Source organism: Methylobacterium sp. Leaf125, assembly GCF_001423085.1.
Classification (GTDB): Bacteria; Pseudomonadota; Alphaproteobacteria; order Rhizobiales; family Beijerinckiaceae; genus Methylobacterium.
In genome coordinates, this window is the sequence record NZ_LMNU01000001.1 from 1,024,558 (window position 1) to 1,043,753 (window position 19,196).

The 19,196-nt window shown below is 69.6% G+C and carries 22 protein-coding genes; 17 read left to right on the forward strand and 5 right to left on the reverse strand.

The features are described from left to right. Positions 1–10: 10 nt before the first annotated feature. Both ASF58_RS04650 and ASF58_RS04655 read right to left on the reverse strand, forming a co-directional pair. Entirely contained in the window at positions 11–1,057 is a 1,047-nt protein-coding gene (locus ASF58_RS04650) for a GNAT family N-acyltransferase (protein WP_055947805.1), read from the reverse strand. 214 nt (positions 1,058–1,271) lie between these two features. Beyond that, entirely contained in the window at positions 1,272–1,742 is a 471-nt protein-coding gene (locus ASF58_RS04655) for a DUF2267 domain-containing protein (RefSeq protein WP_280137525.1), read from the reverse strand. Between the two features lie 112 nt (positions 1,743–1,854). On the opposite strand from ASF58_RS04655, the gene ASF58_RS04660 reads away from it, so the two are divergent. The 14 genes from ASF58_RS04660 to ASF58_RS04725 all read left to right on the forward strand — a co-directional run bounded on the left by ASF58_RS04660 (position 1,855) and on the right by ASF58_RS04725 (position 15,010). Further along, on the forward strand, positions 1,855–3,387 hold the full coding sequence (locus ASF58_RS04660) for a helicase HerA-like domain-containing protein (RefSeq protein ID WP_055947810.1): 1,533 nt from the start codon (positions 1,855–1,857) through the stop codon (positions 3,385–3,387). Between the two features lie 223 nt (positions 3,388–3,610). Then, a complete protein-coding gene (gene rplU / locus ASF58_RS04665) occupies positions 3,611–3,925 on the forward strand; it encodes a 50S ribosomal protein L21 (RefSeq protein WP_055947814.1) in 315 nt (104 codons plus the stop codon). A 39-nt stretch (positions 3,926–3,964) separates the two neighbouring features. Continuing rightward, positions 3,965–4,231, forward strand: a complete 267-nt coding sequence (rpmA, locus tag ASF58_RS04670; protein WP_055947817.1) for a 50S ribosomal protein L27 — start codon at positions 3,965–3,967, stop codon at positions 4,229–4,231. A gap of 149 nt (positions 4,232–4,380) precedes the next feature. Continuing rightward, complete coding sequence (gene obgE, locus ASF58_RS04675; protein ID WP_055947820.1) at positions 4,381–5,415, forward strand: GTPase ObgE; 1,035 nt, start codon at positions 4,381–4,383, stop codon at positions 5,413–5,415. Positions 5,416–5,491: 76 nt separating this feature from the next. After that, the gene (gene proB / locus ASF58_RS04680; RefSeq protein WP_055947823.1) at positions 5,492–6,628 is read left to right on the forward strand and encodes a glutamate 5-kinase; all 1,137 of its coding nucleotides are present in this window, start codon (positions 5,492–5,494) and stop codon (positions 6,626–6,628) included. Positions 6,629–6,736: 108 nt separating this feature from the next. Next, the gene (locus tag ASF58_RS04685) at positions 6,737–8,035 is read left to right on the forward strand and encodes a glutamate-5-semialdehyde dehydrogenase (RefSeq protein ID WP_055948871.1); all 1,299 of its coding nucleotides are present in this window, start codon (positions 6,737–6,739) and stop codon (positions 8,033–8,035) included. 30 nt (positions 8,036–8,065) lie between these two features. Beyond that, on the forward strand, positions 8,066–8,689 hold the full coding sequence (locus tag ASF58_RS04690) for a nicotinate-nucleotide adenylyltransferase (protein WP_055947826.1): 624 nt from the start codon (positions 8,066–8,068) through the stop codon (positions 8,687–8,689). 63 nt (positions 8,690–8,752) lie between these two features. Continuing rightward, complete coding sequence (gene rsfS, locus ASF58_RS04695; RefSeq protein ID WP_082512817.1) at positions 8,753–9,196, forward strand: ribosome silencing factor; 444 nt, start codon at positions 8,753–8,755, stop codon at positions 9,194–9,196. Between the two features lie 16 nt (positions 9,197–9,212). Further along, on the forward strand, positions 9,213–9,713 hold the full coding sequence (gene rlmH / locus ASF58_RS04700) for a 23S rRNA (pseudouridine(1915)-N(3))-methyltransferase RlmH (protein WP_055947830.1): 501 nt from the start codon (positions 9,213–9,215) through the stop codon (positions 9,711–9,713). A 29-nt stretch (positions 9,714–9,742) separates the two neighbouring features. Continuing rightward, on the forward strand, positions 9,743–11,065 hold the full coding sequence (locus ASF58_RS04705; RefSeq protein ID WP_244477182.1) for a peptidoglycan DD-metalloendopeptidase family protein: 1,323 nt from the start codon (positions 9,743–9,745) through the stop codon (positions 11,063–11,065). Further along, positions 11,065–12,387 carry a S41 family peptidase gene (locus ASF58_RS04710; protein ID WP_055947835.1) on the forward strand — a complete coding sequence of 441 codons (1,323 nt, stop codon included), beginning with the start codon at positions 11,065–11,067 and terminating at the stop codon, positions 12,385–12,387. Before ASF58_RS04705 ends, ASF58_RS04710 begins: the two co-directional genes overlap by 1 nt. 132 nt (positions 12,388–12,519) lie before the next feature. Next, a complete protein-coding gene (locus ASF58_RS04715; RefSeq protein ID WP_156375520.1) occupies positions 12,520–13,734 on the forward strand; it encodes a divergent polysaccharide deacetylase family protein in 1,215 nt (404 codons plus the stop codon). A 104-nt stretch (positions 13,735–13,838) separates the two neighbouring features. After that, on the forward strand, positions 13,839–14,384 hold the full coding sequence (locus ASF58_RS04720) for an RNA pyrophosphohydrolase (RefSeq protein WP_055948876.1): 546 nt from the start codon (positions 13,839–13,841) through the stop codon (positions 14,382–14,384). A 14-nt stretch (positions 14,385–14,398) separates the two neighbouring features. Beyond that, on the forward strand, positions 14,399–15,010 hold the full coding sequence (locus ASF58_RS04725) for a DUF2939 domain-containing protein (RefSeq protein WP_055947841.1): 612 nt from the start codon (positions 14,399–14,401) through the stop codon (positions 15,008–15,010). A gap of 14 nt (positions 15,011–15,024) precedes the next feature. Here the strand turns inward: ASF58_RS04725 and ASF58_RS04730 are convergent, their stop codons facing one another. The 3 genes from ASF58_RS04730 to ASF58_RS04740 are packed head-to-tail and all read right to left on the reverse strand — an operon-like array spanning position 15,025 to position 16,999. Next, positions 15,025–16,101 (reverse strand): ROK family protein, encoded by a 1,077-nt coding sequence (locus ASF58_RS04730; RefSeq protein WP_055947843.1) that lies wholly within the window; start codon positions 16,099–16,101, stop codon positions 15,025–15,027. A gap of 55 nt (positions 16,102–16,156) precedes the next feature. Then, complete coding sequence (locus ASF58_RS04735; protein ID WP_055947847.1) at positions 16,157–16,519, reverse strand: hypothetical protein; 363 nt, start codon at positions 16,517–16,519, stop codon at positions 16,157–16,159. 51 nt (positions 16,520–16,570) lie between these two features. Further along, a complete protein-coding gene (locus tag ASF58_RS04740; protein WP_055947850.1) occupies positions 16,571–16,999 on the reverse strand; it encodes a response regulator in 429 nt (142 codons plus the stop codon). A gap of 168 nt (positions 17,000–17,167) precedes the next feature. Between ASF58_RS04740 and ASF58_RS04745 the strand changes: the two genes are divergently transcribed. From ASF58_RS04745 to ASF58_RS04755, 3 genes are read left to right on the forward strand one after another with little or no spacing between them, the layout of a single operon-like run. Beyond that, positions 17,168–17,839: a YoaK family protein gene (locus ASF58_RS04745; RefSeq protein ID WP_055947853.1), complete on the forward strand. Its 672-nt coding sequence runs from the start codon at positions 17,168–17,170 to the stop codon at positions 17,837–17,839. 33 nt (positions 17,840–17,872) lie between these two features. Further along, positions 17,873–18,874, forward strand: a complete 1,002-nt coding sequence (locus tag ASF58_RS04750; RefSeq protein ID WP_055947857.1) for a hypothetical protein — start codon at positions 17,873–17,875, stop codon at positions 18,872–18,874. Positions 18,875–18,879: 5 nt separating this feature from the next. Continuing rightward, on the forward strand, positions 18,880–19,161 hold the full coding sequence (locus ASF58_RS04755) for a hypothetical protein (RefSeq protein ID WP_055947860.1): 282 nt from the start codon (positions 18,880–18,882) through the stop codon (positions 19,159–19,161). The last annotated feature ends 35 nt before the right edge of the window (positions 19,162–19,196 follow it).

Genomic DNA, 19,196 nt, shown 5'->3' on the forward strand with positions numbered 1-19,196 from the left:
GGAAGGACCGTCAGGCCGCCCTGCGGTTTGCCGCCGGCCCGAAATGGTCGCGGTAGCGTTCCGCGATGGCCGAGACGGGCAGCACCACGAAGACGTCCGTGGTGCCGAACTGGTGGTCCACCACGGCCCCGTCGCCGAAGGTGGCACCGACGCGCAGGTATCCCTTGATCAGCGGCGGCAGCGCTTGGAGCGCCGCCTTGGGATCCACGGCCTCGCGGGCGAGGCGGTCCATGGCGACATAGCGCTCGGGCAGGGCGCGGGCGCACCAGCCCTCCGCCGCCCGGGCATGGTGGTGCAGGAAGCTCAGGGGGAGGGCGAGACGGTCGGGGTCGGTCCCTTCCAGGCTGGCGCAGCCCAGCATGGCGTCGATGCGGTGATGCTGCACATAGGCCCAGATCCCGGCCCAGAGCAGCTCCACCGTCCGCTTCGTCCGATAGGGCTTCAGCACGCAGGAGCGCCCGAGCTCGAGGAAGCGCGCGCCCGGGTTGGCCGCCATCATCGGGGCGATGTCGTACTCGCCCGCGGTGTAGAAGCCGAAGTGACGGTCGGCCGCCTCCTGGCGCAGGAGGCGGTAGGTGCCGACCACCTTCGGCCGGGCCCGGCGGAAGGGCTTTGTGGCGAAGGGCGTCGTGTCCACGGCCGCATGGTCGATGACGAGGAGGTGGTCGCAGACCGCGTCGTAATCGTCGATGTCCCGGCGCGACAGTATCGCGAGGCCGCTCGGGACCGCCGACATCTCCTCGTAGAACACCCCGTAGCGCAGCCGCTGCGCCCGCCGAATTTCCGAGACGGTGGTGGCGAGACGGACCTCCAGGGTGCCGATCCGGCCCAGGGTCGCAGGGAGGCCCGGAGCCGCCAGGGGCTTCTTGAGGCGGGGCTTGAATCGGATCGGCGCCGCCCCGGGGGGGAGCAGCAGGCCGCGGGGATGGAGGGCCGGAAGGCCGGCACGGCCCGCCTCGGCGGTGCGCTGCTTCAGCCGGGCAAAGGGGGCGTGCACATGCGCCTCCCAGCCATTGAGCCACGCCGTGGAGGCATCGCGCGCGAAGTTCGGAACCATCGTCCAATCCGCCCTGTCGGGACACCGAGGCGGCTCCGCGGGAGCCCCTGGCCTCGTGCCTTCGGGAGGTCACAACATCACGAAGCCCACACGCTTTTATGACACAGATTGCCGTTTAGCCAGAGAGGTTTGCGACGGGATGAGCCCGACCCTCGGCGACGGCCCGGTGGGTAGTCGCCGAAGGATCAGGCCCGCCGATCGCAGACGAACGGGCTCAGACGAACTGGTTCAGACCCGGGATCGAACCGACGATCGGTCCCATCACGTCCTCGCCGGCCTTCTCGCGGCCGTAGGCGAACAGCTCCTGGCCGAGGGGCTGCATCTGGCCCATCGGCACGCCGGCCGACATCAGCTTCTGGCCGAGAGCCATGACGCCGCCGCCACCCATCATGCCGCCGAGCATGCCCATCAGGCCGCCGCCGCCCTCGCCGGCGTTGGCTTCGGCGATCGTGGCCTCGGATCCCGGCAGGGCGCTGAGCAGCTGGCTCACCTCGGTGGCGGGCCCCTCCTTCTGCAGGAAGGCCAGGATATGGCCGATGGCGGTCTGGGCCGTGGCGGCATCGAGGCCGGTCCGGTTCGTCACACGGGCGATCAACTCTTCCATCTCAAACGGGCTCCTGGGTGGCCGGCTCTTCCACGCGGCCGGGATTGCTACGCGGTCGGGATGTTGTCCTTCCGGCCTCATCGCCCCGAAATCAAGGCCGGCCCGCGAAGCGCTGGAAAATGCCGCGGCCGCAGCCCATAACCGGCACGGTCGATGCCGCCGCGCCTAGGCCGGCGAAGAGGAGCGGACGGTCATGCAGGACGACGGCACGATCCTGGTGGGCAAGGCGCCGCTGAAGGACGGCACCCTGAAGTCCGAGGGTCTGACCCTCCGGCTCGCCAATCGCCACGGCCTGGTGGCGGGGGCCACCGGCACCGGTAAGACCGTGACCCTGCAGGTCATGGCCGAGGGGTTCTCCAACGCCGGCGTTCCCGTCTTCGCTGCGGACATCAAGGGAGATCTTTCGGGCCTCGCTGCGGCCGGGGAATCGAAGCCGGTTTTCGTCAAGCGCGCCGCGGAACTGGGGATTTCCTACGAGCCCGACCGGTTCCCGACGGTGTTCTGGGACCTGTTCGGAGACCAGGGCCATCCGATCCGCTGCACCGTCATCGAGATGGGGCCGCTGCTGCTCGCACGCTTGCTGGAGCTCAACGACACCCAGGAAGGCGTCCTGAACATCGCGTTCCGGGTCGCCGACGACAACAAGTGGCCGGTCCTCGACCTCAAGGACCTGCGAGCCCTGCTCCTCTACCTCACCGAGAACCTGAAGGCGGTCTCGGGCCAGTACGGCAACGTCTCGGCGGCCTCCGTGGGCGCGATCCAGCGCCAGCTCCTGATGCTTGAGAACCAGGGGGCGGACCGCTTTTTCGGGGAGCCTGCCCTCGACCTCAACGACTTCATGCGGGTGGACCGCGAGGGCCGGGGCATCGTGAACATCCTGGCCGCCGACAAGCTGATGCAGCGGCCCCGGCTCTACGCCTCGTTCCTGCTCTGGATGCTCTCCGAGCTTTTCGAGCAGCTTCCCGAGGTCGGCGACCTCGACAAGCCGAAGCTGGTGTTCTTCTTCGACGAGGCGCACCTCCTGTTCGACGACGCTCCGAAGGCGCTCCTCGATGCGGTGGAGCAGGTGGTGCGCCTGATCCGCTCGAAGGGCGTCGGCGTCTACTTCGTGACGCAGAACCCCCTCGACGTGCCGGAATCGGTCCTCGGCCAGCTCGGCAACCGGGTGCAGCATGCCCTGCGCGCCTTCACGCCCCGCGATCAGCGCGCCGTGAAGGCCGCGGCCGAGACGTTCCGCCAGAATCCCGGCTTCGACGTCGCCGAGGCCATCACCGAGCTCGGCGTCGGCGAGGCCCTCGTCTCGTTCCTGGAGGCGAAGGGCACGCCCTCGGTCGTTGAGCGCGCCTTGATCGCCCCGCCCCAGGGTCGCGTCGGCCCGATCACCCCGGCCGAGCGGGCCGAGCTCATGGCGAAGAGCCCCGTGCGCGGCAAGTACGACCAGTCGGTCGACAACGAGAGCGCCTACGAGATGCTGGCTGCCCGCAAGGGCCTCGACGGAGGGCCGGGCGGGGCCGAGCCCGCGGAAGGGGGCTTGGGTGGAATGCTCGGCGGCTGGCTCGGGGGTGTTCTCGGCAGCAAGCCGGCCGGCAAGAGCGGCCGCCGGCCGGCCCCCGGCCTCGCTGAGCAGGTCCTTGGCAACGCCGCCCGCTCGATGGCCCGCAAGGTTGGGACCGAGGTGGGGAACGCGATCCTGCGGAACGTGCTGGGCGGCCTGACGAAGCGGTAGGTCGTCGGTGCCGACGCTCGGGCGCCCGCATTGACAAATCACCCTGTCCCCGCCTATCCACCGCCTCTCGCGCGGCTTCCTCGACGAAGTCCGCGCGTTTCGCGTTCGCGCTCGGCCCAGGCAGCAAGCCCCGATCCGGTGTCGCGGATGACCTGAACAAGAAGACGGTCCAGGCTCGCCTCGCGGTGAGCGGGAGACCGGCAGAGAACACGAAGAGAGAACGATGTTCGCAGTCATCAAGACGGGCGGCAAGCAGTATCGCGTTGCCGCCAACGACACCATCACGATCGCCACCCTCGAGGGTGAGGCCGGTTCGGCCGTCACCTTCGGTGACGTGCTCCTGTTCACGAACGGCGAAGGCGCCACCCAGGTCGGCGCGCCGCTGCTCTCGGGCATCAGCGTCACCGGCGAGATCGTCAGCCACGGCCGCGACGCGAAGGTCATCGCCTTCAAGAAGCGCCGCCGTCAGAACTCGCGCCGCAAGCGGGGCCACCGCCAGCACCACACGGTGGTCCGCATCACCGGCATCAGCGCCTGACGATCCGACCTGAGATCCAAAGATTCGGAGTAATTCCCCATGGCCCATAAAAAAGCAGGCGGCTCGTCCCGCAACGGTCGCGACTCGGCCGGTCAGCGCCTCGGCGTGAAGAAGTTCGGTTCCGAGGCCGTGATTCCGGGCAACATCATCGTGCGCCAGCGGGGCACCAAGTGGCACCCCGGCACCAATGTCGGCATCGGCACGGATCATACCCTGTTCGCCAAGGTTGCCGGCCGGGTGCTGTTCGAGACGAAGCGCGGCCGCGCCTTCGTCACCGTCGTGCCGATGCAGGAAGCTGCCGAGTAAGGCGCCGAACCAGGGCCTTCCGCGAGGCGGGCCCGACCACCAGATGATCCCGGGGAAGATGGGAAACCGTCTTCCCCGTTGTCGTTTCTCCCCTCGACGTTTCGGTGGCACGCTCGCGCCCCGAGAGCCAACCTGACCTGAGTCCGCCCGTGAAATTCCTCGACGAAGCCAAGGTCTATGTCCGCTCCGGCGACGGTGGCGCCGGCTGCGTGGCCTTCCGCCGTGAAAAGTTCATCGAGTTCGGCGGACCGAACGGCGGCGACGGCGGTCGCGGCGGCGACGTCTGGGTGGAGTGCGTCGACGGCCTCAACACCCTGATCGACTACCGCTACCAGCAGCACTTCAAGGCCAAGAAGGGCGAGCACGGCATGGGCTCGAACCGCCACGGGGCCAATGGCGCCGACGTGGTGCTGAAGGTGCCGGCCGGCACCGAGATCCTGGCCGAGGACGGCGAAACCCTGATCGCCGACATGACCCATGTCGGCCAGCGCGTGCGCCTCGCCAAGGGTGGCAACGGCGGCTTCGGCAACGCCTATTTTACGACCTCGACCAACCGGGCTCCGAAGCACGCGAACCCGGGCCTGGAAGGCCACGAGCAGTGGGTCTGGCTGCGCCTGAAGCTCATCGCCGATGCGGGACTGGTCGGGCTGCCGAATGCCGGCAAGTCGACCTTCCTCGCCACGGTAACGGCGGCCAAGCCCAAGATCGCCGATTACCCCTTCACGACGTTGCACCCGGGCCTCGGCGTGGTGCGCTCCGACGAGCGCGAGTTCGTCCTCGCCGACATCCCAGGCCTGATCGAGGGCGCGCATGACGGTGTCGGCCTCGGCGACAAGTTCCTTGCCCACGTGGAGCGCTGCCGGGTGCTGCTGCACCTCGTCGAGGCCACCAATGAACATGCGGGCCAGACCTACAAGCTCGTCCGGCGTGAGCTCGAAGCCTACGGCCACGGCCTCGACGAGAAGCCTGAGATCGTGGCGCTCTCGAAGGCAGACGTCGTCGATCCGGACGTGCTCAAGGAGCAGGTCGCCCGCCTCAAGCGCGCGTCCAAGAAGAAGCCCCTCATTCTGTCCTCGGCCACGGGCCTCGGCGTGCAGGACGCCCTGCGGGCGCTGGCCCGGGAGATGGATGCCGCCAAGCTCGCCGAAGCCGAGGCGCGACCGGCAGAGGCGTGGCAGCCCTGAGGAGGGGAAGCCAGGTCTTGTGCGGTGGCCAACCGGTCGTCACAAGCGCTCCATCGCCCTCTCGCCGATGCTGCCGATGACCTCCGACGTTCAGCCCCCGAACCTCCAAGACTTCCGTCGCATCGTCATCAAGGTCGGTTCGGCCCTCCTGGTCGACCGGACGCGTGGGCGCCTGCGCCATGCTTGGCTGAGTGCGCTCGCCGAGGACATCGCCGACCTTCATGCCAGCGGTGCCGACGTCCTCGTCGTCTCCTCCGGGGCCATCGCCCTGGGACGCACGGTGCTCGGCTACCCGCCCGGGACCTTGCGCCTGGAGGAGAGCCAGGCGGCGGCGGCCGTCGGGCAGATCGCCCTCGCGCGCCACTGGTCGGAAGCGTTGGGGCATCACGGCATCGCCGCCGGCCAGATCCTGGTTACGCCCCAGGACACGGAGGAGCGCCGGCGCTACCTCAATGCGCGCGCCACGGTGCTGAAGCTCCTCGAGGTGCGGGCCGTGCCCGTCGTCAATGAGAACGATACGGTGGCCACCAGCGAGATCCGCTACGGCGACAACGATCGCCTGGCCGCCCGCGTCGCCACGATGATCGGGGCCGACGTGCTCGTACTGTTCTCCGACATCGATGGCCTCTACACAGCGCCGCCGCACACCGACCCGGAGGCGCGCCACCTGCCCCTGATCGAGCGGATCACTCCCGAGATCGAGGCCATGGCGGGTGGGCCGGCCTCGGAGCTTTCCCGCGGCGGCATGCGCACCAAGGTCGAGGCGGCCAAGATCGCCGCGAGCGGCGGCACCCACATGATCATCGCCGACGGGCGCGAGAAGAATCCCCTGCGCAGCATTCTCCGGGGTGGGCGCTGCAGCTGGTTCCTGTCCGGCTCGAACCCCGTCACCGCGCGCAAGAGCTGGATCGCCGGCTCCCTGGAGCCGCGCGGCATTCTCACGGTCGATGCCGGCGCGGCGCGAGCCCTCCAGGGCGGCGCGAGCCTGTTGCCGGTGGGCGTCACGAAGGTCCAGGGCGGCTTCGGGCGCGGTGACGCGGTGGTGATCCGCGACGAGGCCGGGCGCATTCTCGGACGTGGGCTCGTAGCCTATGACAGCGATCAGGCCCTGCGCATCATCGGGCGGCCGAGCCGCGAGATCGCGGACCTCCTCACCCATCCGGGTCGGGCCGAGATGGTGCACCGCGACGACCTCGCCATGGTGGGGGAATAGCAGCTCTGTCAGCGGCAATGCTTGTTTTGACGGTATCCGGCATGGCATGACGAGCGGGAACACATGGCGGCCGCGCCCCTTTCCGCGACGGTCGCGAGGATGAAGGCCGTGCCCGTTCTGAACCTGCGAACCGATTTTGCGCCGCCCGGCGATCTCTCCGAGGAGATGAACGCCATCGGCCGTCGCGCCCGCGCCGCCGCCCGCCAGATCGCCCTCGCGCCAGCCCAGACCAAGGACACGGCCCTGCGGCTGATCTCCGAGCGCCTGCGCGCCGAGCGAGACGTCATCCTGGCCGAGAACGCCCTCGATGTGGAAGCGGCTCGTGCCGCCGGCCAGACGCAGGCGCTCATCGACCGCCTCACCCTTGATGCGGGCCGCCTGAACGGCATCGCGGATGCGGTGGCCAAGATCGGTGCGCTGCCCGATCCCGTCGGCCGGCAGGTCGCGGCCTTCGAGCGGCCCAACGGCCTGCTCATCGAGCGCATCGCCGTCCCCCTCGGCGTGATCGGCGTCATCTTCGAGAGCCGGCCCAACGTCACTGCCGATGCCGGTGCGCTCTGCCTGAAAGCCGGCAACGCCGCGATCCTGCGGGCAGGCTCGGACAGCCATCGCTCCGCCATGGCCATCGCCCGCGTCATGCGCGCCGGGCTGGAGGCTGCCGGCCTGCCCGCCGACGCCATCCAGATCGTACCGACCCGCGACCGGGCCGCGGTGGGAGCGATGCTCACCGGTCTCGACGGGGGTATCGACGTCATCGTGCCCCGCGGCGGGCGTGGGCTGGTGGAACGCGTGCAGGTGGAGGCCCGGGTTCCGGTCTTCGCCCATCTCGATGGGATCTGCCACGTCTACGTGGCGGCCGGTGCCGACCTCGACATGGCCCGCACCGTCCTGCTCAACAGCAAGATGCGCCGCACCGGCATCTGTGGGGCTGCCGAAACCCTGCTCGTCGACCGCGCTTGTGCCGACACACACCTGGCCCCCCTCGTCACCGCTCTGCTGGACGCCGGCTGTGCGGTGCGCGGTGACGCCGCCGTCCAGGCGGTCGACGACCGGGTCACGGCCGCCATCGAGGCGGACTGGCGCACCGAGTACCTCGACGCCATTATCTCGGTGCGCGTGGTCGACGGCCTCGACGCTGCAATCGAGCACATCGAGACCAACGGCTCGCACCACACCGACGCGATCATCACTGACGATATCGCCGAGGCCACGCGCTTCCTCGCCGAAGTCGATTCGGCGATCGTGACCCACAACGCCTCGACCCAATTCGCCGATGGCGGCGAGTTCGGCTTCGGGGCCGAGATCGGAATCGCGACCGGACGGATGCACGCACGTGGGCCGGTGGGCGTCGAGCAGCTGACGACCTTCAAGTACCGCGTTCACGGGAACGGGCAGACGCGTCCTTGACGCGGCCACGTCCGACCCGACTCGGCCCCGATGCGCTTTGACGCGTCGGGGCCGGCGCACCTGCCCCCCGTGACGCCGGGCCTGCGCATCGGCCTCTACGGCGGCTCGTTCAACCCGGCCCATCTGGGGCACCGGCATGTCAGCCTCGTTGCCCTGAGGCGCCTCCGACTCGACCGCCTCTGGTGGATGGTGACACCGGGCAATCCGCTGAAGGACCGCGGGCAGCTCGCGGCCATCGACCGGCGGGTCGCTCGCGCTGACCGCGTCGCCGACCATCCGCGCATCGACGTCACCGATTTCGAATCACGGATCGGCGCGCGCTACACCCGTCAGACCCTGCGCTTCCTCACCCGTCGCTATCCCTCGGTGCGCTTCGTCTGGATCATGGGGGCGGACAGCCTCGCGACATTTCATCGCTGGCAGGGATTTTCCGAGATCGCCCACCTGATGCCGATCGCGATCGTCGACCGGCCGGGCTTCACGCTGAAGGCCCCAGCCGCTCGCGCCGCTCAGGCCCTAGCGCGCTGGCGCATACCCGAAGCGGATGCGCCTACCCTGGCCGATCGGGCCGCCCCGGCCTGGATGTTCCTGCACGGGCCGCGCTCGACCCTCTCGTCGACGGCTCTGCGGGCCAGGGCGGAGAGCGATGCATAGGCCGGTCATGGAAAAGGCAAGAGCCACGTTCCACTTTATCCTCATACAGGGTACGATCACGGGATGACGATGGCGATTGCAGGAACCCAGACACTGAACGACGCGGTTCATACCGGAGCCTTAGGCTCTGACGACTCCACCAACCGGAAGATCAATGATCTCCGGAGCCTGGCTCTCGATTGCCTCGAGGACATGAAGGCCGAAGAGACGATCGAGATCGATCTGATGGGCCGGACCTCCCTGGCCGACACCATGATCATCACCTCGGGCCGCTCCCAGCGCCATGTCGGCGCCATCGCCGACCGAGTCCTTCAGGAAATGAAATCGAAAGGGCTCGGTACCGCCCGCGTCGAGGGTCTGCCGGCCTGCGACTGGGTGCTCATCGATGCCGGTGACATCATCCTGCACATCTTCCGGCCGGAGGTGCGCGGTTTCTACAATCTTGAGAAAATGTGGGGCGCCGATCGTCCGACCAGCGATCGTCCCCTCTCCGTCGTCGCCGAGTGAGCGCCGGCACCGCTTCGTGCGCCTTCTCGTGGCGGCAGTCGGCCGCCTGAAGCCTGGACCCGAGCGCGACCTCGCCGTCCGTTACCGTGAGCGGGCCGCGCAGCTCGGGCGCGGCCTCGGCTTCACAGCCTGCGACATTGCCGAGATCCCCGAAAGCCGAGCCCGCCGCGCGCCGGACCGCGCCGCCGAGGAGGGGGCTGCAATCCTGGCTCACGCGGCCGCTGGCGCGGTGCTGGCCGTCTATGACGAGCGCGGCCGCGCCGATCTCACGAGCGAGACCATTGCGACGCGCATCGGAGGCTGGCGCGATGCGGGTCGCTCCGTCCTCGTCCTCGCCATCGGGGGCGCCGACGGCCTTGACGCCGTGGTGCGAGATCGCTCTGAGCTCGCCCTGTCCTTCGGAGCCGCCACCTTGCCGCACGGGCTTGTGCGCGTCCTCGCCCTGGAGCAGGTGTATCGCACGCTGACGATCCTTGCCGGCCACCCGTACCACCGCGGAAACCTCGACGAGCGATGAACCCGGCCACGCGACGCAGGCGAGACGGCATGAGGGGCGGCCTGCTGGCGCTCGTCCTTCTGACGCCATCGTTCCTCGCCGCGCCGGCCGCGCTCCGAGCCGAGGAACCGGCAACGCCGGAAGCGGTCCAGAAGGCACTCGAGGAGAAGACCCGCCGGGCGGAGAACCTCAAGCGCATCGAGGACGCCCTGGCTGCCAGCACCGGGACCCGCGCCAAGTACGAGGCGGAGATCGCCAGTATCGGCGGCGATCGGGCCAAATTGAACACCGCGCTTCTCGACGCCACGCGCCAGGCGCAGGCCACCGAGGTTCGAATGAGCCGGCTGGAGGAACGTCTGAAGACGCTTGGTGCCAGTGAGGCCGCCCTGCGCCGCTCGCTGGATTCCCGCCGCGGCGTCATTGCGGAGATCCTGGCCGCCCTGCAGCGGATGGGGCGGCGGCCGCCCCCCGCCGTGTTGGTGCGGCCAGAGGACGTGCTCGCGGTGATCCGTACCTCGATGCTGCTTGGAGCCGTGGTGCCCGAACTGCGCGGCGAGGCGGAGACTCTTGCCGCAGACCTCTCGGAACTCGTGCGCCTCAAGGGCCTCATCGCCGCCGATCGCGAAGGATTGACCAACGATCTCGCGGGCTGGGCCCGCGAGCAGCAGCGCTTGAACGCCCTCATCGCCGCGCGCCGCACCCGTCAGGCCGAGGTCGAGAGCGGCCTCGCAGCCGAGCGGACCCGCACGGCCGAACTGTCGGTGCAGGCCCGCAGCCTCAAGGATCTTCTCGACCGGATGGAGGGGGAGGTCGCCTCCGCCCGCCGGGCTGCGGAGGAGGCCAGGGCCGCCGAGACGCGGGAGGCCCGTGCGACGCAGGAGCGCTTCGCCGCCGCCGGGGCCCGAGATCCCGCCCGGCTTTCCCCGAAAGTGCGCTTCGTCGACACCCGTGGCGACCTGCCACGTCCGGTCAGCGGAGCACTCCTGCGCAGCTTCAACCAGCCTGATGGGAACGGCGGCACCACCCGCGGCATATCGCTCGCGACCCGCCCGAAGGCCGTGGTTTCGTCACCGGCCGATGGCTGGGTGTCCTTCGCGGGGCAGTTCCGCTCGTACGGGCGACTCTTGATCATCAACGCCGGCGATGGCTACTATCTCTTGTTGGCCGGGATGGACCAGATCAACGTCGAAGTCGGCCAGTTCGTGCTCGCGGGCGAGCCGGTGGCGGCGATGGGGGAGGGCGGTACCGGCACCGATGCGGCGGCCGCAGACCGCGGCGATCCGGTCCTGTACGTAGAGTTCCGAAAAGACGGCGGCTCCATCGATCCGGAGCCTTGGTGGGCGAAAAGCCCCAGCGAGAAGGTTCGCGGATAATGCGCAAGGTTTCCCTCGTTCTGCTCGGCGCGTTCGTCGGCGTCGGGTCCTCCATGGTGGCGACCCAGACCCGCCTGCTCTCGGGGACGAGCGCGGTCGCGGCCTCCGCCGAGACCTACCGCCAGCTCAGCCTGTTCGGCGACGTGTTCGAGAAGGTGCGCACCGATTACGTCGAGAAGCCCGACGAGGCGAAGCTGATCGAGGCGGCCGTCAACGGCATGCTGACCTCGCTCGATCCGCATTCGAGCTACATGGATGCCAAGAGCTTCCGCGACATGCAGGTTCAGACCCGCGGCGAGTTCGGCGGCCTCGGCATCGAGGTTACGATGGAGGACGGCCTGATCAAAGTCGTCACTCCGATCGACGACACGCCCGCCTCGAAGGCCGGCATCCTCACCAACGACATCATCACCCAGATCGACGAGGATCAGGTCCAGGGCCTGACCCTGAACCAGGCCGTGGACAAGATGCGGGGCCCGGTGAATTCGCCGGTCAAGCTGAAGATCAGCCGCAAGGAGTCGAAGGACCCGATCGAGGTCACGCTCAACCGCGACGTGATCAAGATCAAGCCCGTGCGTTCCCGCGCCGAGGGTGGCGACGTCGGCTACATTCGCCTGACCCAGTTCAACGAGCAGACCTTCGACGGCCTGCGTGCGGCGATCGACAAGCTGAACACCGATATCGGCGCCGATAAGCTCAAGGGCTACGTGCTGGATCTCCGCAACAATCCGGGTGGCCTCCTCGATCAGGCCGTGATGGTTTCGGACGCCTTCCTCGACCGGGGCGAGATCGTCTCCACGCGCGGACGCAACCCGGACGAGACGCAGCGCTTCTCGGCCAAGGCCGGCGACCTGACCAAGGGCAAGCCGATCGTCGTGCTGGTGAACGGCGGCTCGGCCTCGGCCTCCGAGATCGTGGCTGGCGCCCTGCAGGATCACAAGCGCGCCACGGTGCTCGGCACGCGCTCGTTCGGCAAGGGCTCGGTGCAGTCGATCATCCCCCTGGGCGGCAGCGGCGCCCTGCGCCTGACCACGGCGCGCTACTACACGCCGTCGGGCCGCTCCATCCAGGCCAAGGGCATCGAGCCGGACCAGGAGGTCCTGCAGGAGGTACCGGACGAGCTGAAGGGGAAGGACGAGACCAAGGGTGAGGCCGGCCTGAAGGGGCATCTCAAGCAGAAGGACGTCGAGGAGCGCGGCGGTTCGTCCGCCTACGTCCCGCCGGATCCGGCCAAGGACAAGCAGCTCATCGCCGCCTTCGACTTCCTGCGCGGTATCCAGAAGGGCGCAGCCAACACGCCGAAGGTCGCCGTCCCGAACTGAACACGATCCGCCTCGCCTTAGCGAAGCGTTAACCATGACGGCCCCCAATGTTGGTTCAGGACCGACGCTGGGGGCCGTCGCCGTTTCGGCCAGTCCCTCTGCGAGCCCCGGTCCAGGAGCCTGGGGAAGCGGCTGCGCGTGGCCACCGACGATATCCTGACCCGTCCGCTCGGCGGCAAGCCGACCGCCGGCCAGCGTCTGCGGGCCCTGCGGCAGGCGCGCGTGACCGCCCCGATGGTGCTCGGCGGTCTCGTGGCGGGCCTCGTCCTCGGTGCCAGTATCCTCGTCGTGGCAGGTGACCCCGAGGGCGGCGAGCCCAGCGCGGTGGCGGTGATCGCGCTCCGCGAGCCGGTCGCCCCGGAGCCGACGACACAGGCGCCGAAGCCAGAGGCGGTGAAATCCGGTCCGAGCAGCGCCAGCGACGTCGAGACCGCCTCCGGCGTTATCGTCGTTCGCCCGACCGGCACGGCCGCCCCCACCGATGCCGTGGTCATCCAGGTTCCGTCCGCGGCCGCCGTGAAGCTGAGCACCGCTCCGGATCCGCGGCTTGTCGAACGCGGTCGCCACGGCAACATCCCCCGCCTCGGCGACGGGCGCCTGCGCGCCCTCGACGTCTATGCGCGGCCGGATGCCGGCGGTTCCGGGCCCCGCATCGCCATTCTGCTCTCGGGCCTCGGGATCGGCCAGGCGGCCACCGCCAGCGCGATCACCCGCCTGCCCCCCGCGATCAGCCTCGGCTTCGCACCCTACGGCACCGACCTCGAGCGGACCGTCGCCCGGGCTCGCGAGGCCGGGCACGAGGCCCTGCTCCAGGTGCCCATGGAGCCCTTCGACTATCCCGACAGCGATCCCGGTCCTCAGACGCTCCTGACCAGCTCGCGCCCTCCGGAGAATCTGGATCGCCTGAGTTGGGTCATGAGTCGGTTCTCGGGCTTCGTCGGTCTCGTCAACTACATGGGCGCGAAGCTCACCAGCGATCCGGGCGCCCTGGAGCCGGTGCTGCGTGAGATCGGAGCCCGCGGCCTGGGTTTCGTCGATGACGGAACCTCGCCGCGCTCGGTTGCCCCCGCATTGGCCGCCAAGGCCAAGGTACCCGTCGCCCGAGCCGAGATCGTCCTCGACGCCCTGCCGCGGCCCGAGGCGATCGACCGGGAACTGGCTCGGCTCGAAGCGCAGGCCCAACAGAAGGGTTTCGCCTTCGGCTCCGCTTCGGCCCTGCCGATGAGCATCGACCGAATCGCCCGCTGGGCCGCCGAGGTGGAGGCGCGCGGCATTCGTCTCGTTCCGGTCAGTGTCGCCCTGCGCGGAAGCGGGCCGAACCCCCGGCTCACCAGCGCCAAGCCCTGACACGGCTCGCTCGACGGCTCGTGCCTGACAGGCCGGCCCGGAATTGCGCTGCGGCGCCGTTTCGTGCGTTGCGGCACATCCCCCGCCTGCCTATGGTCGCCGCCATGACCGCATCCCCGATCACCGACGGCGCCGACCTTCCCTACCGTTCCTGCGTCGGCATCACGTTGATCTCGCGCACAGGTCTCGTCTTCATCGGGCGGCGGCGGGCTGATGCCGGGCCGGAGCACGTGTCTGACGGACGGGCCTGGCAGATGCCCCAGGGCGGGATCGACGACGGCGAGGATCCGGAAACGGCCGCCCTGCGCGAGCTCTATGAGGAGACCAACGTCGCGGCCGGCTCGGTGGTGCGGCTCGGCGAGACCCCGGGATGGCTCTCCTACGACCTGCCCCCGGAGGTCCTGAAGCAGGCCTGGAAGGGGCGTTACCGCGGCCAGACGCAGAAGTGGTTCGCCTTCGGCTTCCTCGGTTCAGACGACGAGATCGATGTCGCCACGCCCGGCAACGGCGCCTTCAAGTCCGAATTCGATGCCTGGCGCTGGGAGCCGATGGCCGGATTGCCGGACCTGATCGTACCCTTCAAGCGGCCCGTCTACGAGGGCGTGGTCGATGCCTTCTCCGGGCTGACGACCTGGCGCGTTCCCACGTGACGGCCTGACGCCCGATGCGGTGGTGGTCGATCCCGATCCTGTTGGTGCTCGGCTGGTTCGCGTACACGCTGACGCCGCTCTGGGCACTCTATGACATCGCTCGCGCGGTCCAGGCGCACGATACCGACTACATCGCGCAGCACGTCAATTTCCGATCCCTGCGCCTCTCGGTGATCCGCCAGGCCGCCGCGGCGGCCCAGACGCGTGATCCCGCTGCGCCCGATGCGGAGCCCAGGGAGCGCCAGCGCATCGCCGAGGCCGCCGCAGCTCTCGCGATCCCGATCGCCGAGGCCCTGGTGACGCCCCGGACCGTCGTCGACCTCCTCGACGACGGATGGCCGCAATCGGTGGAGCTCGGCCGCGACGCGCCCGAGGAGAAAGCGACCGGCGGGGGCCTCCGGATCGACTCCTTTCGCCGGCTGATCCCCTTCTATCTCGCTTCCGAGATGCGGGGCTTTCGCACCGTGGTCGTCGGCGTGCCGCCGGAGGCGGGCCGGGACCGTCGTCTGCGGATCCGCCTGCGCCTGCGCGCCTGGACTTGGCGCATCGTCGATATCGAGCTGAACGACGAGCTGCGCGAGCGCATCGCCCAGGCCTTTGCGCGCACCGGCGCGAAAGCGCGCTGAGGCCGCCGCGGCGGCTAGTCCTCGTCCTCCGCGCCGCGGTTGGTGAACCTGGCGTTGCCGAGGCCCGTGCCGATGGTGAGCACACCCCATCGCGTCACGTCCGTCCGGTGCGGAACCTCGCTGAGGCCCTGCACCACGGCGTCGTTGTGCATGACCACCATGGCCGGGTGTTCGCCGATCCGGGGAATCGCGGCCGTCACACGCTCGGCAAGGTTGAAGTCGCGGCCCTCCCAGTTGCCGGGCAGGTTCTGGCCCCCGCGATCGATCGTGCCGTCGGCCTCGATCATGCCGGGGCAGCCGATGCCGATGAAGGGCGCGAGGGTGAGGTTGGCGCGGTCCGCTCGGCGGATCAGGTCGTTGAGCATGCCCACGAGGCGCTCGACCGCTTCGTCGCGGCTCGGCATCGGATCCTCGTCGCAATGGCGCCAGATCTCTGAGCGCCAGACCTCGCTGCGCGAGAGGTCGGCAGCCTTCCTGAGGTTCGTGACCACGACGCCTGCGCGAATGTTGCTGCCGCCGATATCGACGGCCAGCAGGCTGTCGTAGCCGGAGAACATCCAGGACGGCGCCAGGTGCACGGCGCCGATCAGGCCGCCCTCGTCGGGATGGTGCCGGATCGGTTCGAGGGTGATGTCGAGGCCCCCGGCGCGCAGCAGGAAGCCTGCCCGCGCGACCGCGAGGCGTCCGGCCCGGCTGTCGCTGAAGCCACCGCCCACCACGATCGCCTGCGTGCCCTCCCAGCCATCCTGGCCGAGGAAGAGGCGGGCCACACGGGCCAGCTCCTGCGCGAAGTCCTCGATCGCGCTGAACACCACGCCCGCGGCGAGGGGATCCTCGCCGAGCAGGATCTGGTCGATGCGACGCTTCGAGAAATCGCAGCTCGCCTTTTCGCCCAGCGGATCGGCGCCGAGGGCACGCAGGCGCTCCCGGCACGCTTCCAGCATCTCGCGAAACGCAGACTTCGAAACCCGGTCGCCGATGAAGCCTTCGCCGTCCTTCAGCTCGATGTTGTAGTCGTCGACCACCACCGACGGCAGCCGTTGTGCCGCGTGCGCGATGCCCGCCTCGCGGATCTGAGTGTCCTTCGCCATGCCGTTTCGCTTACCCCTCGTCGTGTCGTTCCGCGCAGCTCAACGCACCGCGCATTCATTTGGGCTTGGCGGTTTCGGCCGGGGTCGGCGCTTTCGGCTCGCGGGCCTCCATCAGGTCCTCGGCTTTGTCCTCGTCGGTATCGCCGCCGCGCTCGATCGTTTTCTCGGGGTTCGCGGCGAGGGCCCGCACGATCTCGACCAGGCGCTCGCACTCGGTGGAATACTTGTAGGTCTCCAGCACGATGGCCGCGTCGCGCAGCGTGCGCAGGTCGCGCACCGTCTGCTTGTTGGCCGTCTCGCGCAGCTCGGCCTTAGCTGCGATGGCCTCCTCCAGCTTGGCGCCCTTCACGTCGCAGACGGCCGAGGCCGTCGCCGTGCCGGCCAGGAGGACGAGGAGAGGGAGGAACAGATGGCGCATCGGAAGACTCTGGGCTCCGGCGGCCGAACCCGCGCCGCGCGCGGTCCGGTCTCAGCCGTGGTGGGGGTGGGAACGCAGGATCTCGTTGGCGAGGGCCACGAGATGGCTCAGGCGGTAGGGCTTCGGAACGAAGACGGACTGGGTGACGGCGTCGGCCTGCGAGAGGTGGCCGCGTCCACCCGAGGTGTAGACCACCGGCAGGTTCGGCAAGTGCCGGCGTGCGCGCCGCGCGAGGGCGATCCCGTTCGTGTTGCGGGCCAGATCGATATCGGTGAAGAGCAGGTCGACGCGCTCCCGCGCCAGGATGTCCTCCGCTGCGTCGGCATCGGCGGCGGTGAGGACGCGGTAGCCCTCGTCGAGCAGCGCCTCGGCGGCGAGCTCGCAGACCATGGCTTCATCCTCGACCACCAGGACGGTCTCGGCGGCGGCACGCGGGCTGAAGGCGGGATGGGCGGGAAACGCGCAGGCGAAGGAAATCATGACGCAACTCCTACTCACCCGGCGTGAGCCCCTGGGGGCTGGGCCGGATCGCAAGACAAACGGGTCGCCGAGGCGCATCGTTCGCCGCCGATCACTCCAATTGCGCGGACTTGGTAAGCGAAGCTTTAACCCTGCGGCGACGCCGGTGAATGGGTGCGTGCCCCGTCCATGACCCGTCCCTGGCATCTCGGCTTCGGCCTCGTCCTCACGGCCCTGGCCGGCTACGTGGACGCCCTCGGGTTCATCCGGCTCGGCGGCCTCTACACCTCGTTCATGAGCGGGAACACGACCCAGTTCGCGGTCTCCCTCGGGCACGGCGATCCCCACCACGCCATTCTGCCGGCGCTGCTGATCGTCGCCTTCCTCACCGGCGGCATCTGTGGCGGTGGCCTCTCAGCCCTCACGCCCGCGCGCTGGGTCACTCCGGTGATTCTCGGCTTCGAGACCGCAATCGTCGGCGCTGCCTTCGAGGCCGCGACGGCCGCGCCGGATTCCGGTGTCGCCTCGCTGATGCTGGCCTTGGCGATGGGCGCGCAGAACGCCGTCCTCTCCCATGTCCAGGGCTTCCGGGCCGGGACCACCTTCGTGACCGGCGCCTTGTTCGGCTTCGGCCAGAAGCTCGCTCTGGCGCTCGCCCGGCGCGGCGCGCGCACCGCCTGGGTCGGCGACGGCGTCGTCTGGTTCGCGCTCCTCCTCGGATCCGTGGCCGGGACGGTCGCCTACGGGAAGCTGGCGTTGTATGCCCTCGCCATTCCCGCCGGCATCGCCGGCCTCCTCGCGCTCGTCGCGACGGTCCTGACGGCGCGCACGGCGCCGGCGAAGGTCGCCGTCGTGAAGTGAGCGCGCGAGCCCCTGGTTGAGAGACCCGTTGCGATGAGTGCCCCCTCCCTCCTCGATCACGTCGCGCCGCTATCCGCCGGTGCCCACGTCACCGCCACGGTTTGGCTGAAGGACACCCTGGCCCTCGCCCTCGGAGACGGCGGCGTGCTCTTGGCCTCCGGAGCCGAACTCCGCCGGGTCGAGGCGCATCCGGAGGCCGGCATCCTCGTGGCGGCCGGGGACGGACGACGCCTCGTCACAGGCGGCGACGATGGCCGGGTGGTGGCGACCTCCGATACGGGCGACGTCGTCGAGGTCGCCCGTGCGAAGAACGGTGCCTGGATCGACGCCCTCGCCCTGCATTCCGAGGGCGGCCTCGCCTACGCGGCCGGGCGCAACGTCGTCGCCCGCGACGCGAAGGGGCGGGAGAAGAGCTTCGCGGCGCCCTCGACCGCCCGCGGCCTCGCCTTCGCGCCCAAAGGCTATCGCCTGGCGGTATCGCACTACAACGGCGCCACCCTCTGGTACCCCAATCTCGACACTGCCCCCGACTTCATCGAGTGGAAAGGCTCGCATATCGACGTGACCTGGTCGCCGGACGGCCGGTTCGTCGTGACCACGATGCAGGAGAACTCCCTGCACGGCTGGCGCTTGCAGCCCGACCGCGGTCACATGCGGATGTCGGGTTATCCTGCGAAGGTGCGCTCAGTCTCCTGGTCCGGCGACGGACACTGGCTGGCCACCAGCGGCGCCGAGGCAGCCATCGTCTGGCCCTTCGATTCGAAGGAAGGCCCCACCGGCAAGGCCCCCCGCGAGTGCGGGGTGCGGCCCGCCCGCGTCTCGCGGGTGGCGTTCCACCCCAAGGCCCTGGTTCTGGCCATCGGCTACGAGGACGGCTGCATCCTTCTCGTGCGCTTTGCCGACGCGTCGGAACTGCTGGTCCGACCCGCGGTGAAGGGCAGCGCCATCTCGGCCCTGGCCTGGGACGGACGTGGCAGCCGCCTCGCCTTCGGCTGCGCTGACGGGCAGGCGGGCCTTCTGACCCTCCCGGCCTGACGCCGATGGCCCTGTTCAGCTTCGGCAACCGCCGCCCCCCGGCGGATCAAGGTGTCCGCACGAGGGTCGTCGATTGGGTCCGCCGCTGCGGCGGCTTCGACGCGGCCGTCACCGTGAAGGCGAGCGAGATCGTCTGTGCCGACCCGGCTTGCCCGGGTATCGAGACCGTCATTCTCATTCTCGTCCCCGGGCGCCCGACCCGCGCCCTGAAAGTGGCCCGTCCCCTCGCAGAGGTCACCGAAGCGGACATCGCTGCGGCGTTCGCGGGGGAGGGGACGGCGGCTTGAGGCCGAGCGGTCCGCCGGAACCCGCCGCGCCGTCG